Consider the following 15798-nt stretch of genomic DNA (forward strand, 5'->3'; position numbering starts at 1 on the left):
TTCGAGGCTACGGTCACCCCTTGTTGACCATTTTGGGGTGTGCCTTCAGATATGCGGGGATCGTTCCCTTGGCGACCGCGGTGAGGAACCCGCGGGCCTCCGAGTTGAGCTGCTCGCCGAGGTAGCCGCTGCCGCTGCCCACCCCGCCGCCGTCCAGCTGCACCGACGTGATGTTCGCCGGGGTGAGGTCGCGGAGCGCGTAGGCGTACTCGATCGGCTGCCGTCCGCCGAACGTGACGAGCGACTTGCCCAGGGCGGTGATCACCGTCTGCAGCTTGGCGCTGTCGCTGAGGTCCTGGCCGAGCGCCTTGTCCAGGATCGCCTCGACCATCTGCCGCTGGTGCCGCTGCCGGTCGTAGTCGCCGTTCGGCAGGCCGTAGCGCTGACGCGCGTAGTCGATCGCCTGCCAGCCGGTCAGGTGCCGCTTGCCGGGCAGGTAGACCGCCTGCGGTCCGATGTAGTCGTGGCCGGTCAGCTTGCGCAGCTTGCCGTCCGGCGTGCGGTGCCGGGACTTGACCTTCTGGTCGATGGTCATGTCGATGCCGCCGAGCTCGTCGACGAGCTGGTCCAGGCCACCGAAGTTGAGGATCGCGCCGGCCTGGATCGTCTTGATCCCGGTGTAGTTGCTGATCGTCTTGGTGAGCAGCTCGTACCCGTTCGGGATGTTCTTGGTGCTCTTGCCGGGGATCCGCGACCCGAAGGCCATCGCCTCGGTGATCTTGCGTTTCCCGCCGGGAAAACCGGATTTCTTGTACGCCGGGATCTGCACCCGCAGGTCACGGGGGAGCGAGTAGAGGTACGCGGACTTCAGTCCGGCGTCGACGTGCAGCAGCATGATCGCGTCCGAGTGCGGCTCCCAGTCCGGCACCGAGACCCGGGTGTCGACGCCGGCGATCAGCAGGTCGAACGGGCCGGTCAGGTCGGCGCCGGGGGAGGGCGCGGGTGACGCGGCGGGGCTCGGCACCGACTCGGTCACCGGCGCGGACGCCGACGACGACGCATCGGTGCTGCTCGACCGCTTGCTGACGGCGACCGCCACGCCGACACCGGCGAGCGCGGCGACGACCACCCCGATGACCACGACCCACGTGATCTTGCTGATCCGCATAGCCGGAACCCTAGATGACGTCCGGTAGCCCACTCAATGGTCGCGAAATCGAGTGGCCGAACGGCCGATTTCGGTATGGAAGATCTTAAGTACGCTATCCCGGCGCTTCACCGATGCGCGGTGATCGCTTTCGGGGGCTCATAGATGAACCGTAACGCCCGGCGGTTGACCGTCGGACTCCTCTCCACCGCCCTGGTCACGACAGCTGGTGCCTTCATCGGCGCGCCCGCGGCCACGGCAGACGCCCTTCCGGTACGCATCGTGGTCGGGCTCAAGCCCGGCAACGACGCCCGGGCGAGCGTTCCCACGCTCAGCCGTCTCGGCCTGAGCAACGCGGAGGCCGCCGGCCGCAAGCACGGCGACCTCCTGGCTCTGATCGGCGCGAAGACCCTCAGCGTGCCGAGCGGCAAGGTCAACACCACGCTTGCCGCGCTGCGGTCGGACCCGTCCGTGGCGTACGCCGAGATCGACGGTCAGAGCCGCGTCAGCGCGGTCACGCCGAACGACCCCGGCTACGCGTCGCAGCCCGAGCTGTCCCAGATCAACGTGCCCGAGGCCTGGGCCACGAGCACCGGATCGGACGTCGTCGTCGCGGTCGTCGACTCCGGCGTCTCGCCGGTCGGTGACCTGGCCGGCAAGGTGCTGGACACCGGCTACGACTTCTTCAGCTACGACAACGACCCCACCGACGAGGGGCAGTTCCCCCACGGCACGGTGGTGTCCTCGCTGATCGCCGCCACCACCGACAACGGCGCGGGCATGGCCGGCGTCTGCTGGCAGTGCAAGATCCTGCCGGTCCGCGTGATGGGGCCGGAGGGCTGGGGCTACAACTCCGACATCGCCCAGGGCGTCATCTACGCGGCCCAGCACGGCGCGAAGATCATCAACCTGTCGCTGGGCGGCGGGTACAGCGCCGACCTCGCGGCGGCGGTGGCCTACGCCACCTACAGCGGTGTGCTCGTGGTGGCCGCGGCCGGCAACGAGAACACCAGCGTCGCGTCGTACCCGGCGGCACTGCCGGACGTCATCGCGGTCGGTGGCACCAACACCCGGTCGAAGGTCAGCAATCACGAGCGGGTCTACTTCTCGAACTGGTCGAAGACCTGGGTGGACGTGGCCGCTCCGGCGATCACGGCCGGCATGCTCAACGACGGCACCTTCTGCTACGACGGCACCTCCGACCCGAAGTGCCTCGAAGCCGATTACCCGGACGACCCGTACATGGTGCAGGGAACCTCGTTCTCGTCGCCGCTGGTCGCCGGGGTGGCCGCTCTGGTCAGTTCGGTCCACCCGGACTACAACGGCTGGAGCCTGGGCAACGCGATCGTCAAGTCCACCGTGCCCGGCACCAACAGCTGGACGCAGTACGGCCTGGTGGACGCGGCCAAGGCGCTGACCATCGGCAAGGACACCACGGCGCCGACCCTGACCGGGATCACGCCGGCGCAGTACGCGCCGGTCAAGGGCACGATCAAGGTCACGCCGACCGGGCTGAAGGACGCGTCCGGCATCGGCCTGGTCGAGCTGTACGTCAACAACGTGTTCAAGAGCCGGTCGTACGCCTCGCCGTACGCCCCGGGTCTGAACACCACGGCGTACAACGGCCGGATCAACGTCCGGCTCAAGGTGACCGACAAGGCCGGCAACGTGACCATGTCGGGCAACCGGGTGCTGATCGTCGACAACGTCAAGCCGAAGCTCACGGTCACCACGTGGCCGGCGAACAAGGCCAAGATCAAGGGCACCGTCACGATCAAGGCCAAGGCCACTGACGTCGGTACCGGGGTCAGCAAGGTCCAGCTGCTGGTGAACGGCAAGGTCGTGGCGACCGACACCAAGTCGGCCTACGCCCTCGCGTTCAGTGTCGCCAAGCAGTCGAAGACCATGAAGGTCCAGGTCCGGGTGTACGACAAGGCGGGCAACTACGTCGTGTCGTCCACGCGTACGTACTACCGCCGCTGACACAGCGCGATCGCGAGGGGCCGTTCCGTCAGGGACGGCCCCTCGTGGCGTTCCGGCCCGGGAGCCGCCGGTAAACTCGCCGGGTGAGTACCCCGCGTCCCGTCCTCGTCGTCGACTTCGGCGCCCAGTACGCCCAGTTGATCGCCCGCCGGGTCCGTGAGGCCCGTGTCTACTCGGAGATCGTCCCGCACTCGATGCCGGTGGCCGAGATGCTGGCGAAGAACCCCGCCGCGATCATCCTGTCCGGCGGCCCGTCCAGCGTCTACGAGCCGGGCGCGCCCTCGCTCGACGCCGGCCTGTTCGACAGCGACGTGCCGGTCTTCGGGATCTGCTACGGCTTCCAGGCGATGGCCCAGGCGCTCGGCGGCACCGTCGCGCACACCGGCTCCCGGGAGTACGGCCGCACCCTGCTGACCGCTCAGGGCGGCTCGCTGCTGCGCGACCTGCCGGCCGACCTCCCGGTGTGGATGAGCCACGGCGACAGCGTCGCGGTCGCCCCGGCCGGCTTCATGGTCACCGCGTCCACCCCGGGCGCCCCGGTCGCCGCTTTCGAGGACCTGACCACCCGGCGGGCCGGCGTGCAGTTCCACCCCGAGGTGGCGCACACCGACCAGGGCCAGGAAATGCTCAAGCGCTTCCTGTACGACATCGCCGGCCTCGAGCCCACCTGGACGCCCGACAACATCATCGAGGACCAGGTCGCCCTGATCCGCGAGCAGGTCGGCGACAAGCAGGTGCTCTGCGCGCTCTCCGGCGGCGTCGACTCGGCGGTCGCCGCGGCGCTCGTCCACAAGGCCATCGGTGACCAGCTCACCTGCGTCTTCGTCGACCACGGGCTGCTGCGGTCCGGCGAGCGCGAGCAGGTCGAGAAGGACTACGTCGCGGCCACCGGCATCCGGCTCGTGGTGGTCGACGCCGAGGAGCAGTTCCTCGGCCACCTGAAGGACGTCACCGACCCGGAGCAGAAGCGCAAGATCATCGGTCGCGAGTTCATCCGGACGTTCGAGGCCGCGGCCCGTGACCTGGACTCCGAGCGGCACATCGAGTTCCTGGTCCAGGGCACGCTCTACCCCGACGTGGTGGAGTCCGGCGGCGGCACCGGCACGGCGAACATCAAGTCCCACCACAACGTCGGCGGCCTCCCGGACGACCTGCAGTTCGCGCTGATCGAGCCGCTGCGCACGCTGTTCAAGGACGAGGTGCGCGCGCTCGGCGCCGAGCTGGGGCTGCCCGAGGCGATGGTCCAGCGGCACCCGTTCCCGGGCCCGGGCCTGGCCATCCGGATCATCGGCGCGGTGGACCGGGAGCGGCTGGACATCCTGCGCCAGGCCGACCTGATCGGCCGCGAGGAGCTGACCGCCTCCGGGCTGGACCGCGACGTCTGGCAGTTCCCGGTGGTGCTGCTGGCCGACGTGCGCAGCGTCGGCGTGCAGGGCGACGGGCGCACCTACGGGCACCCGGTGGTGCTGCGGCCGGTCTCCTCCGAGGACGCGATGACCGCCGACTGGTCCCGGCTTCCGTACGACCTGATCGCCAAGATCTCCAACCGGATCACCAACGAGGTCCGGGAGATCAACCGGGTCGTGCTGGACGTCACGAGCAAGCCGCCGGGCACCATCGAGTGGGAATGACGGTCAGTAGTGGATCAATCGCCCAGGGCGGTTGAATCCGCTCTGACCTGCAGTTACGGAGCGCGATTCAACTGTCAGGAACCCGACAGACCTCCTGGATAGGTAACATAATCCGGGCAGAATGCCGCTTCGTGACCCCCGCACTGGAACCGCTCCGCAGGATCGCCGCCTACGCCGTCGCCACCGACGACGAAGGCCGCGTCCTCCTGGTCCGGGCCTCGGCCAAGTCCGGTACCCCCGGCATCTGGTCGTTGCCCGGCGGCGCCGTCGACCACGGCGAAGATCCGAACCACACCGTCGTCCGCGAGACCGCGGCGGAGACCGGGCTCTCCGTCGCGGTCACCGGGCTGCGTGACGTCCTGGCCGACATGCGCTCGCTGCCGCACCGAGGCGTCACCATCCACACCGACCGGTTGATCTACACCGTGTCGGTGCGTGGCGGCACGCTGGTCGACCGGGTCGGGCACAACACCGACCTGGCGCGCTGGCACACCCTGGAAGAGGCCGAGGGGCTGAAGCTGCGCCCGTTCGCCGCGGCCGCGCTCGGGCTCAGTGACGCCGCGCCGGATCTGCGACCCGACGTGCCGCCGACGTTCCCGTCCTTCTACGCCTACGAGGGGCCGGACGGGCTGCATCGGGCGCAGCGCTTCGCGGCGTACGCGATCGCCACCGATCCGTACGAAAATCTGCTCTTGACCCGGATCTCTCCCGGCTACCCCGGCGCCGGCTGCTGGCACCTGCCCGGCGGCGGCACCGACTACGGCGAGCAGCCCGGCACCGCGCTGATCCGGGAGCTGGTCGAGGAGACCGGCCAGGAGGGGCGGCTGATCGAGCTGCTCGGCGTGGCCAGCCACCGCGACGCGGCCTCGCTCGGGCCGGAGGGCTACCCGATCGACTGGCACGGCGTCCGCGCGTTCTACCGGGTCGTCGTGGACAAGCCGACCGAGGTGGTCATCCACGACGTCGGCGGCTCCACCTCCGAGGCCCGCTGGATGCCGCTGCGCGAGGTCGCGGCGCTCGCCGGCGAGGAGCTCACCGAAGTCACGGCCGATGCGCTGCGGGCGGCCGGGCTAATCTAGGTCCAGTGAAGATCAGACGAACGGCGGCGTACGGCGTCTGCCACACCGCCGACGGCAGCGTCCTGCTCGCCCGCGGGTCGGACCTCGGTTCCTTCCCCGGCGTCTGGTCGCTGCCCGGCGGTGGGGTGGACCACGGTGAGCACCCGGCCGACGCGGTCGTCCGGGAGTTCGCCGAGGAGACCGGCCTGGCCGTCGTCGTCCGCGGCGTGCGTGCCGTGGTCGCCGACGTGATCGCGCTGCCGGACGGGCCGGTCGAGCACACCGACCGGATCATCTACGACGTCGAGGTCGCCGGTGGCGATCTGCGGGCGGAGGTCGACGGCACGACCGATCTGGCCGCGTGGGTGACGCATTCCGAGGTGGCCGATCTGCCGCTGCTGCCGTTCACCGCCCGGGCGCTCGGCGTGCAGTTCCAGGCGCCCGGCCCGGTGCCGCCGAGCGACGAGCCGGTGCGCCGGCCGGACCGCGTGCAGCGGTTCGGGGCCTACGGCGTGGTGTCCGATCCGGCCGGTCGGGTGCTGCTGGCCCGGATCACCGAGAGTTATCCCGGTGGCGGCCGCTGGCACCTGCCCGGCGGCGGGACCGACTTCGGTGAGACCCCCGAAGAGGGCCTCCTTCGTGAACTTTATGAAGAAACCTCACAACGTGGCGAGGTTTACGCCTTACTCAGCGTGGGTCACCGATACGACCCGGCTACGCTCGGTCCCGAAGGCGTGCCGATGGACTGGCATGTGATTCGCGTCGTATACCGCGTAAGAGTGGACGAACCGGTCACCGCGCGGGTCACCGAAGCGGCCGGCGGATCCACCGACCGGGCGTCCTGGTTCACCCCCGGTGAGGTGGCCGAACTCCCCCTGACCGAGCTGGCCCAGGAAGCACTCGCTCAGGCGGGCTAAAATCGTTGCAGTACGTCGGAGAGCGGCCCGTAGCACAGCGCAACCAAACGGCCTCTCGCCAAGGCTGCTTCGCTGTGCGATGGTGTAACCCGCAATTTCGCCGGGCTTCAAGGATGACGCCGGTGACCACGAACTCCATGGAGGAACCACGTGCCGAGTACGCCTTGGCGCCGGCGTCGTACGACGGATAGTCCCCGTCCCGCCGGTCGTCGCTGGGCTGGCCGTCTGCGTCGCGGCGGGACACTCGCCCGCCAGGCCCTGCTGGTTCGGGTGGGTCGCCGGAACACCGAGACGAGCCGGGCCGCCACCGCGACACGTGCCGAGGTGCTGTACACCGGGCCGGAGCCGGGGCTGACCCACACCCTCCCCGCCCTCCCCGGAGTTTCGCTGAACACCCCCGTCACCCCCCTGAACTTCGACGACGAGCCGGTCCCGGCGACCATCCCGCTGCTCCCCGGTGAGCACACGATGGCCCGTCGCGTCAGCTTCGCGCTGGTCAACGCGTGCACGCTGAGCAGCCTCGGGCTCGGTCTGATGGCCATCTTCCTGGCCATGAACCACGAGCCCCGGATCGCCGCGGCGTTCCTCGTCGCCTGCGTCGGCTTCGACGGCCTGGACGGCGCGCTGGCCCGCAAGCTCGGCGTCGCCAGCCCGTTCGGCGCGCAGATGGACTCGCTCGCCGACATGTGCTCGTTCGGCCTGGCCGCGCCGGTCGTGGTCTACGCCTCGCTGTCCGGCACGGTGCCGCAGCCGGCCGCCGCGCTGGCCTGCGCCCTGGTCGCCGGTTGCGCCGCGATCCGGCTGGCCCGCTTCAACGTCTCGCCGAAGGACGGCCGCTTCTTCTGCGGCGTCCCGACCACGATGGCCGCGGCGGTCCTCGCCCTCGCGGTGCTGATCGGCCTCCCGTTGCCCGGCCCGGCCGTGCTCGCCGGGGTCGCGCTGCTGGCGTTCGCGATGGTGTCGAGCTTCCCGTACGCGAAGCTCGCCCGGATCGTGAAGTTCCCGCCGTGGCTGTGGCTGCTCCCGGTGGTCGGCGCGCTCGTCGAGCCGCGCATGACGTTCGTGCTGATCGTCGCGACGTACCTGGTCAGCGGCCCGATCCTGTGGGTCCGCGCCAAGCGCGCCTGACGCCCGTTCCTCGGAAAAGCCGCCTCTTCGGAGGCGGCTTTTTTTGCTTTCTCACCCGCCGCCCCGGTCCAGCTCAACCCTTGCTTCGGTACGTCGTGAAAAAGTTCTGACCGGGTGTCGACTGGGCCGCCCGCCGTTCGACGCACCGGTGAGAAGGCACCTTGAGATGAGGAGACAGCGATGCGGTTCATGGTGATCCTGAAGGCCACCGCCGAGAGCGAAGCCGGCGTCCCGCCCACCACCGAGGACTTCGAGACGATGGGCGCGTTCATCGAGGAGCTGATGGACGCGGGTGTGCTGCTGGCCGCCGACGGTCTGCACCCCAGCTCGATCGGCGCCCGGATCTACTTCGACGGCGAGCAGAAGACCGTGGTGGACGGGCCGTTCACCGAGACCAAGGAGCTGATCGCCGGCTACTTCCTGATCGAGACGAAGTCGCTCGAGGAGGCTGTCGAGTGGTTCAAGCGCTACCCGATCCTGCGCCCGGGCCAGGGGGCCAACCTGGAGATCCGGCGGGTCGCCCAGGCCGAGGACTTCGGCGACGAGTTCACCCCGGAGCAGCGTGAGGCGGTAGCCCGCCGGGACGCGGCAGCAGCCGGCAACAGCTGATCAGCTTCGCGCCGGCGGGCCAACAACTGATCGGCCTCGCGCTGGCGGCGGCCAACCGCGGGTCGGCTCGGTGGCGGGGTGTGGCGGTGGTCGGCGACGGCTGGGCGGTGGGTTTGCGCCTGATTGCGCGGTGGGGTAGACGAGGGCATGGCCACTGACACCCACCGTGCGATCGAGGCGGTCTGGCGGATCGAGTCGGCCCGGCTCGTCGCCGGCCTGACCCGGCTCGTCCGGGACATCGGCGTAGCCGAGGAGCTGGCGCAGGACGCGCTGGTCGCGGCGCTGGAGCAGTGGCCGGCGGACGGCGTGCCGCGCAACCCGGGCGCGTGGCTGATGACCATCGCCAAGCGCCGCGCCATCGACCAGATCCGGCGCGACGTGACCTTCCACCGCAAGATCGCGGAGGTCGGCCGGGACCTCGCGGAGGCCGTCCCGGACATCGGCGTGCAGGTGGCCGAGGACGACGGCATCGGCGACGACCTGCTGCGGCTGGTGTTCGTGGCCTGCCACCCAATACTGTCCGCGGAGGCCCGGGCCGCGCTGACCCTGCGGTTGTTCGGCGGCCTGACCACCGACGAGATCGCCCGGGCGTTCCTGGTGCCGGAGCCGACCGTGGCACAACGGATCGTGCGCGCCAAGAAGACCCTGGCCACCGCACGGGTCCCGTTCGAGGTCCCGCGCGGCGACGAACTGGCGGCCCGGCTCGCATCGGTGCTCGAGGTGGTCTACCTGATCTTCAACGAGGGCTATTCGGCGACCGCCGGCGACGACTGGATGCGCCCGGAACTGTGCGCGGACGCCCTACGCCTGGGCCGGATCCTGGCCCGCCTCGCCCCGCGCGAACCCGAGGTACACGGCCTGGTCGCGCTGATGGAGATCCAGGCCTCCCGGGCAGCCGCCCGCACCGGCCCCACCGGCGAGCCGATCCTGCTCGCCGACCAGAACCGAGCCCGCTGGGACCACCTACTGATCCGCCGCGGCCTGGCCGCCCTGGCCCGAGCCGAAACCCTGACCACCCCCTCAACCCAGCCGGAGCCCACAGCCTCGGCTTCAACCCGGCCGGACTCAACCCGGCCGGAGCCCGCAGCCTCGGCTTCAACCCGGCCGGAGCTCGCAGCCTCAGCGCGATCGGAGCCCGCAGCCTCCGCCTCGGCGCTGCCGGATTCCGCGGCCTCCGGTTCTGCCCGGGCCGGCGGTCACCCCGGCCCGTATTTTCTGCAGGCTGCCATCGCTGCCTGTCATGCCCGGGCCCGCCGCTTCGAGGGCACCGACTGGGTGCGGATCGCCGAGCTCTACGAGAGGCTGGCCCAGGTGGCGCCGTCCCCGGTCGTGGAGCTGAACCGGGCGGTGGCACTCTCCATGGCCTACGGTCCGGCGGTCGGGCTGGCGCTGCTGGACCAACTGATGGCGTTCCCGGCCCTGCGGAACTATCACCTGCTGCCCAGCGCGCGCGGCGACTTCCTGGCCAAGCTGGGCCGGCACGCGGAGGCCCGCCTGGAGTTCGAGCGCGCGGCGTCCCTCACCCGCAACGAGCGCGAGCGAACCCTCCTGTTGAACCGAGCGCGAGCCAGCCCTGCTGCTGAAGTAGGTGCGAACGAACCTCCTGTTGAACCGAGCGGTCATCGGCGAGCACCTGCCCGACCGTCCTGACCGTCGGGAGGCGCTGTCACTGCCGCAATTGTGCTCGGATCTTCAAGATCGTGCCGACGGGCTGTGGATAACCCGCCAGTGTGGATAACTCCCGCGGGGTGGGTTTTTGGGGTAGAGCGCAACCACCCGCGGACGTCGCCCTGGAGGGTCTCGCGTTCTGGGCGCCCCGCGCCCTTGCGAGGCCCGGAAGGGTCCCCGCGGGAGCGACGATCAGTTATTGGCCGCAGCCGAGGCAATAAAGAATTTGATCTTGATTGGCGGCTGTCCGGAGCTGGGGCGTGAGGCCGGGGCGGACCGCGGCCTCACGCCATGCGCAAGAATCAGCGCCTACTCAAGATCGGCGCCTCACGTGAGGATCGCCTTGCCTGGGGATCGCCTCGCGAGGGATCGCCGTGCGTGGGGGATCGCCTCGCGAGGGATCGCCGTGGGTGGGGATCGCCTTGCGGGGGAGCGCCTTGTGTGGGGACCGGCGTCTCGTGGGGGTCAGCGCCAGCGGGCGATGACCGTGGCGCCGCCGATGACCCGCTCGTCGACGCTGACCAGGGCCTCGGCCTTGTCGGCCGGGAGGTAGACGTCGGTGCGCGAGCCGAAGCGGATCAGGCCGTAGCGCTCGCCCTTGGCCAGCAGCGTGCCGACCGGCGCGCGCTGGACGATGCGGCGGGCGATCAGGCCGGTGCGCTGGGCCACGACGACCGTGCCGTTCTCGGTGTCCAGGACGGTGTAGGCGGCCACGTTGTGCTCGGCGGCGGCGGTGGCGGCGTTCGCGTAGCCGCCCTCCTCGACGAAGTAGTCGGCGACGCGGCCGGCGACCGGGGTGCGGTTGACGTGCACGTCGAAGACCGAGAGGAAGACCGCGATGCGGAGGAACTCGCCCGGGCCGAAGCGCTCGTCGTGCATCCGCTCGACGGAGAGGACCTTGCCGTCCGCGGCGGAGACGACGGAGGACGCGTCGGTGGGCACGTCCCGCTGCGGGTCGCGGAAGAACGCCGCGACCGGGGCGGCGGCCAGCGCCGGGATCAGCCAGAGCTTCGACTTCGGGCGGGCGCGGCGGGCCAGCGCGGCGAGGCCGAGGGCGATGCCGGCGGCGGCGACGCCGTTCGAGTCGATGTGCATGGTGCGGGTCAGCGGGACGCTCGACGTCCGGTACGCCGGGGCCAGGGTCGCCGCGGTGGTCACGTCGGCGGGGGTGAAGCGCAGCTTGTGCACCCGCAGCGGCGGCTGGTTGCGGACGATCAGGTCGGAGCCGACGCCGAAGAGCGAGCCCTGGCGGAACAGTTCGGCCGCGGCGCCCTCGGTGCGGCCCGGGCCGGCCGGGGTGGCGACGGTGAGCACCGCGCCGTCGTTCAGGTGCTTGGCGAGCTTGTCGATCAGGCCGCGGGTGTCCTCGGCGGTGCCGGTCAGCGGCTCACCGACGATGATCACGTCGGCCGGCTGCGCCTCGTCCAGCGACTCGAGGATCTTCACCCGGTCGGCCACCCAGCTGCCGAGGCCGGTGATGTGGCCGCGGAGCAGGTCGGCGCTGCTGTGCTCGCCTGCGACGAGGACCAGGGTGTCTCCCGGCAGCAGCGCCTCGACGGCGGCGGCGACCACGGTCGATGCGTGGTCGGCCCCGACCAGCAGCGCGGTGGTGGCCGCGTTCTGCCGGGCGAACTCGGCGGTCAGGGCACGGGCGGCCCGGGCTCCGACGGCCGGAACGGGCGTGGCGGACACGACGGGGAACTGGCTCATTCCGCGAGCATATTGCCCCGCCCACGGCTGTCGGCCTGTGGGCGGGGCATCGGGTCATTTCTCCGTTTTGTGCGCGGGGTGCTCGGTTTCGAACTTGGTGGCCGGGTCCTCCATGAGCTCCTGGACGATCGAGGCGTGCACCTCGGGCGGCAGGTCGCCCGGCGTGGTCGCCACCCGGGTCTCGGCGGCCACCGGGGTCGGGACCGGCTGCTCACGGCGTCCGGAAGTGATCGCCCCGAGCAGGCCGACCGCCCCGAACAGGATCAGGCCGCCGGCGACCGTCCAGCCCAGCGCCGGCAGGTGCAGGGTGATCACCCGGGAGATCGCCCACCAGGCCGCGATGACCAGGAAGAGCAGGCCGAAGGTCAGCGAGACGGCGTCCATCCGATGCGGTTTCATCGGATCACCTCCAGGTTTCCGGTGTCCAGGTGCAGGTCGAGGGCGAGCTTGCCGCCGCCGGCGCCGTCCGCGCCGAGGTCGGTGACGGACTGCGACTCCGCGGCGGAGCCGCTGTACTCCTGGCCGAAGACCAGGGCGCGACCGCCGACCCGGACCTGGGCCGTGGTGTCGACGTTGTCGGGCAGCATCACCCGCAGCTGGCCGACCTTCATGTCGACCGTGGTGGCCTGGTCGGCGTTGGTGAAGTCGACGCCGCGCAGGTCCAGGGTCACGTTGCCGAGGGTGAACTCGTACGAGTCGGCGAGCTCGGCGAGGCTGGCCGGACGGTACACGCTGTCCCGGAACTCGCCGCCCCAACGCTCGGTGCCCGTGGAGATCAGCAGACCGATTGTGGTCAGGATGGCCAGGAAGATCAGCCCACGTGCCCGGCCGAACCAGGTGCCGACCAGCAGGCCGAAGCCGATGGTGGTCAGCGCGGTCGCGAAGTACGCCGAGACGGAGACGTTCAGGCCGGCCATGTCCATCGCGGCCAGCACGCCCATCACCACGATCAGCGCGAAGAAGGTCAGCTTGCCCAGGATCGAGCGCTCCTTCGGCGGCTTCGGCGGCTTGGGCGGTTTCGGCGGGAGGGGCGCGGGCGGCGGGTACGCCCCGGAGTTCGCGAACGGGCCGTGCGGTGCGAACGGCGGCCGGTAGCCGGACTCGGCCGGCGGGGTCCAGCGGGGCGGCTCGTACGCCGTCACCGGTTCCTCGGCCGATGCGGCCGGGGCCGGGGGCGGCTGGGTGAACGCCATCGTCGGTTCCTCGGCCGGACGCGGCGGGGGCGGCCCGGCCGGTGCCGGCGGAAACGTCCCGGCCGGCGCCGTCCGCTTGATCAGCAGGAACGCGCCGACCAGCGCCGCGGCCGCCAGCATGCTGGCCCGGGCGCCGTCGCTGACCACGAACGAGAAGGTGAGCAGGGCGGCCGCGCCGAGCAGGACCACGGAGAGCGGCGACATCCCGGAGTGGCCCTTGCCGAGCAGCGACTCCACCGGGGAGGCGGTGTCCCCCTCGGACGGGATGATCAGCCAGCCGATCAGGTAGAACAGCACGCCGGCGCCGCCCAGCACGCCGAGCACCGCGAGCAGCACCCGCCACAGCACCGGGTCGGTGTTGGTGCGGCGGGCCAGCGCGCCGCAGACGCCGGCGATGTAGCGGCCCTCCCGGGGGCGGACCAGTTGCTGCCGGGCGAAGGCGGCCTGGGCCGCGGAGAGCCACGGCGGGATGTTCGCAGTTGAGGCGGAAGGTGCCGGCCCGCCCTCTGGACCGGTACCCGGGGTACGGGGTTCGGCAGCTTCGTCGTTCATGCCTTCGATCCTGCGTCCCGCCCGGCCCGAGTTGCCTCCGGCGCCGACCCTGAGGCCACCCTGATATCCGGAGTCTGTCTTCCCGGGGTGTTCCCCGTGGTCAGGGCTTGCCGTACGTGTGACGATCGGAGAGTGACCACAACCGTCGCTCCACCGCAGCCGCGCCGGCTGTACCGCCCCCGCGATCATCGCATCGTGGCCGGCGTCGCGTCCGGGCTCGCGCGCCATCTGGGCGTGCCGGTCCTGGCGGTGCGGATCAGCCTGGTGGTTCTGCTCGGCTTCAACGCCCTGGGCCTGCTGCTCTACGCGGCCTACTGGGCGGTCCTGCCGCAGGAGGCGCGCAACGACGAGAAGCCGGCCGGCCGGGACTTCGCCGCGCTGATCCCGTTCGCCGCGATCGGCCTGGGCGTGGTGATCCTGCAGACGCTGGTCTTCGGCGACCAGGTGGCCACCACGGTGGGCTGGATGATCGCGGTGGTCGCGGTCGGCGCCGGGGTGATCTGGCACCAGTCCGACCCGAGCCGCCGTGAGCAGTGGACCGATCCGAACGCACCGTCCGGCCTGATGGCCGCGATCGTCGGCGAGGGCGACCGGCGCTCGTTCATGTTCCGCTTCGTCGGCGGTGGCGTGCTGGTCGCGATCGGCGTGATCGGGGTGGTCGCGATCTACTCGCCGGCCGACTCGCTCTCCTCGGTGCTCAACGGCATCATCTTCGCGCTGGTCGGCCTGCTCGGCGTCGGCGTGGTGGTGGCGCCGCTGGTCTGGCGCACGTTCGGCCAGCTGCGCGCCGAGCGCGAGGGCCGGATCCGGGAGCAGGAGCGCGCCGAGGTGGCCGCGATGATCCACGACCAGGTGCTGCACACGCTGGCGCTGATCCAGCGCAACTCGGCGGACATCAAGGAGGTCCAGCGGCTGGCCCGCGGCCAGGAGCGCAGCCTGCGCAACTGGCTCTACAAGCCGACCGCCTCGCCGACCGAGCGGTTCGCGGCGGCGCTCGAGCAGGCCGCCGCCGAGGTCGAGGACACGTACGCGATCAGCGTCGAGACCGTGGTGGTCGGCGACACCCAGTGCGACGAGCGGGTCGCGGCCCTGGTCGCCGCCGCGCGGGAGGCGCTGGTCAACGCGGCCCGGCACGCGGGGGTGCAGACCGTGTCGCTCTACGCCGAGGTCGAGCCGGACGAGCTGAGCGTCTTCGTCCGGGACCGAGGCGCCGGCTTCGACCTGAGCGGCGTGGCCGAGACACGGCACGGCGTCCGTGGTTCGATCATCGGGCGCATGCAGCGTCACAACGGGCGGGCGGAGATCCGCAGCGCTCCCGACAGCGGTACCGAGGTGCGTCTCACGCTTCCGATGGCCCGGGAGAGCGTGACCGCCGGTAAGGAGTCAGCACGATGACCGAGCCCGTGACGCAGTCGGAGGGTCGGCTGGCCGTCTTCCTGGTGGACGACCACGCGATGTTCCGCGCCGGGGTGCGCGCCGAGTTGGGCCGCCATGTCGAGGTGGTCGGCGAGGCGAGCACGGTGGCCGAGGCGATCAGCCGGATCGGCACGATCCAGCCGGACGTGGTGCTGCTCGACGTGCACATGCCGGACGGCGGCGGCCGCGCGGTGCTGGAGTCGATCCGGCGCACCCACCCGCAGGTCAAGTTCCTGGCGCTGTCGGTCTCGGACGCCGCCGAGGACGTGATCGGCCTGATCCGGGCCGGCGCCCGGGGCTACGTGACCAAGACGATCTCGCCGGACGAGCTGGCCGCCGCGGTGCGCCGGGTGGCCGACGGCGACGCGGTGTTCAGCCCGCGGCTGGCCGGTTTCGTGCTGGACGCGTTCGCCTCCCGGCCGGACGTGCCGGTCGCCGACCCGGAGCTGGACCAGCTGACCAACCGCGAGCGCGAGGTTCTGCGCCTTCTCGCGCGGGGTTATGCGTACAAGGAAATCGCCAAAGAGTTGTACATCTCGATCAAGACGGTCGAAACGCACGTGTCCAATGTGCTGCGGAAACTCCAGATGAGTAACCGTTACGAGTTGTCACGCTGGGCGGCTGACCGCCGCCTCGTCTGAAGCGAGATCAACCGAGCGTCACCGAAGATCACATGATCGGCTGCGCTCGGTGTACGTTTGGCCACTACAGGGAGTACTTGCAGCTCAGACCCGTCGAATCGGCCGAAAGAACGATCTTTGGGCTTGCGTACGGACGTAAACGGCTAATATCGGCTTGATAACGGCGCTCTTTGGTTTCAGTGCCCCTGTGTCACAGTGGCAGCTA

General features: G+C 70.7%; 13 protein-coding genes. 9 read left to right on the top strand and 4 right to left on the bottom strand.

The window, feature by feature from the left end; genetic code table 11:
* Positions 1 to 13 precede the first annotated feature (13 nt).
* Positions 14 to 1108, bottom strand: coding sequence for an LCP family protein (locus L3i22_RS03625; protein WP_221325583.1), 1095 nt, complete (start codon positions 1106 to 1108; stop codon positions 14 to 16).
* Between the two features lie 165 nt (positions 1109 to 1273).
* Here L3i22_RS03625 and L3i22_RS03630 point away from each other — a divergent pair, with 165 nt between their 5' ends.
* The 7 genes from L3i22_RS03630 to L3i22_RS03660 all read left to right on the top strand — a co-directional run bounded on the left by L3i22_RS03630 (position 1274) and on the right by L3i22_RS03660 (position 10063).
* Positions 1274 to 3070, top strand: a complete 1797-nt coding sequence (locus L3i22_RS03630) for a S8 family serine peptidase (RefSeq protein WP_221325584.1) — start codon at positions 1274 to 1276, stop codon at positions 3068 to 3070.
* Positions 3071 to 3153: 83 nt separating this feature from the next.
* Positions 3154 to 4701, top strand: a complete 1548-nt coding sequence (gene guaA, locus L3i22_RS03635; RefSeq protein ID WP_221325585.1) for a glutamine-hydrolyzing GMP synthase — start codon at positions 3154 to 3156, stop codon at positions 4699 to 4701.
* 131 nt (positions 4702 to 4832) lie between these two features.
* A complete protein-coding gene (locus tag L3i22_RS03640; RefSeq protein ID WP_221325586.1) occupies positions 4833 to 5780 on the top strand; it encodes an NUDIX hydrolase in 948 nt (315 codons plus the stop codon).
* Positions 5781 to 5785: 5 nt separating this feature from the next.
* Positions 5786 to 6676, top strand: a complete 891-nt coding sequence (locus L3i22_RS03645) for an NUDIX hydrolase (RefSeq protein WP_221325587.1) — start codon at positions 5786 to 5788, stop codon at positions 6674 to 6676.
* A 150-nt stretch (positions 6677 to 6826) separates the two neighbouring features.
* Positions 6827 to 7804 carry a phosphatidylcholine/phosphatidylserine synthase gene (locus L3i22_RS03650; RefSeq protein ID WP_370644357.1) on the top strand — a complete coding sequence of 326 codons (978 nt, stop codon included), beginning with the start codon at positions 6827 to 6829 and terminating at the stop codon, positions 7802 to 7804.
* A 180-nt stretch (positions 7805 to 7984) separates the two neighbouring features.
* The gene (locus tag L3i22_RS03655) at positions 7985 to 8413 is read left to right on the top strand and encodes a YciI family protein (RefSeq protein ID WP_221325588.1); all 429 of its coding nucleotides are present in this window, start codon (positions 7985 to 7987) and stop codon (positions 8411 to 8413) included.
* Between the two features lie 147 nt (positions 8414 to 8560).
* Positions 8561 to 10063, top strand: a complete 1503-nt coding sequence (locus tag L3i22_RS03660; RefSeq protein WP_221325589.1) for an RNA polymerase sigma factor — start codon at positions 8561 to 8563, stop codon at positions 10061 to 10063.
* A 483-nt stretch (positions 10064 to 10546) separates the two neighbouring features.
* On the opposite strand, the gene L3i22_RS03665 is transcribed toward L3i22_RS03660, so the two are convergent.
* From L3i22_RS03665 to L3i22_RS03675, 3 genes are read right to left on the bottom strand one after another with little or no spacing between them, the layout of a single operon-like run.
* Positions 10547 to 11791 carry a phosphatidylserine decarboxylase gene (locus L3i22_RS03665; protein ID WP_221325590.1) on the bottom strand — a complete coding sequence of 415 codons (1245 nt, stop codon included), beginning with the start codon at positions 11789 to 11791 and terminating at the stop codon, positions 10547 to 10549.
* Positions 11792 to 11845: 54 nt separating this feature from the next.
* Positions 11846 to 12190 (bottom strand): phage holin family protein, encoded by a 345-nt coding sequence (locus L3i22_RS03670; RefSeq protein ID WP_221325591.1) that lies wholly within the window; start codon positions 12188 to 12190, stop codon positions 11846 to 11848.
* Positions 12187 to 13536 carry a PspC domain-containing protein gene (locus L3i22_RS03675; protein WP_221325592.1) on the bottom strand — a complete coding sequence of 450 codons (1350 nt, stop codon included), beginning with the start codon at positions 13534 to 13536 and terminating at the stop codon, positions 12187 to 12189. Before L3i22_RS03675 ends, L3i22_RS03670 begins: the two co-directional genes overlap by 4 nt.
* 132 nt (positions 13537 to 13668) lie before the next feature.
* Between L3i22_RS03675 and L3i22_RS03680 the strand changes: the two genes are divergently transcribed.
* Complete coding sequence (locus L3i22_RS03680; protein ID WP_255657919.1) at positions 13669 to 14931, top strand: ATP-binding protein; 1263 nt, start codon at positions 13669 to 13671, stop codon at positions 14929 to 14931.
* A complete protein-coding gene (locus L3i22_RS03685) occupies positions 14928 to 15593 on the top strand; it encodes a response regulator transcription factor (protein ID WP_221325593.1) in 666 nt (221 codons plus the stop codon). The genes L3i22_RS03680 and L3i22_RS03685 overlap by 4 nt, the downstream gene beginning before the upstream one ends.
* Positions 15594 to 15798: the final 205 nt, after the last annotated feature.

Origin of the sequence: Actinoplanes sp. L3-i22 (assembly GCF_019704555.1) — a bacterium.
In the GTDB taxonomy this organism is placed as follows: Bacteria; Actinomycetota; Actinomycetes; order Mycobacteriales; family Micromonosporaceae; genus Actinoplanes.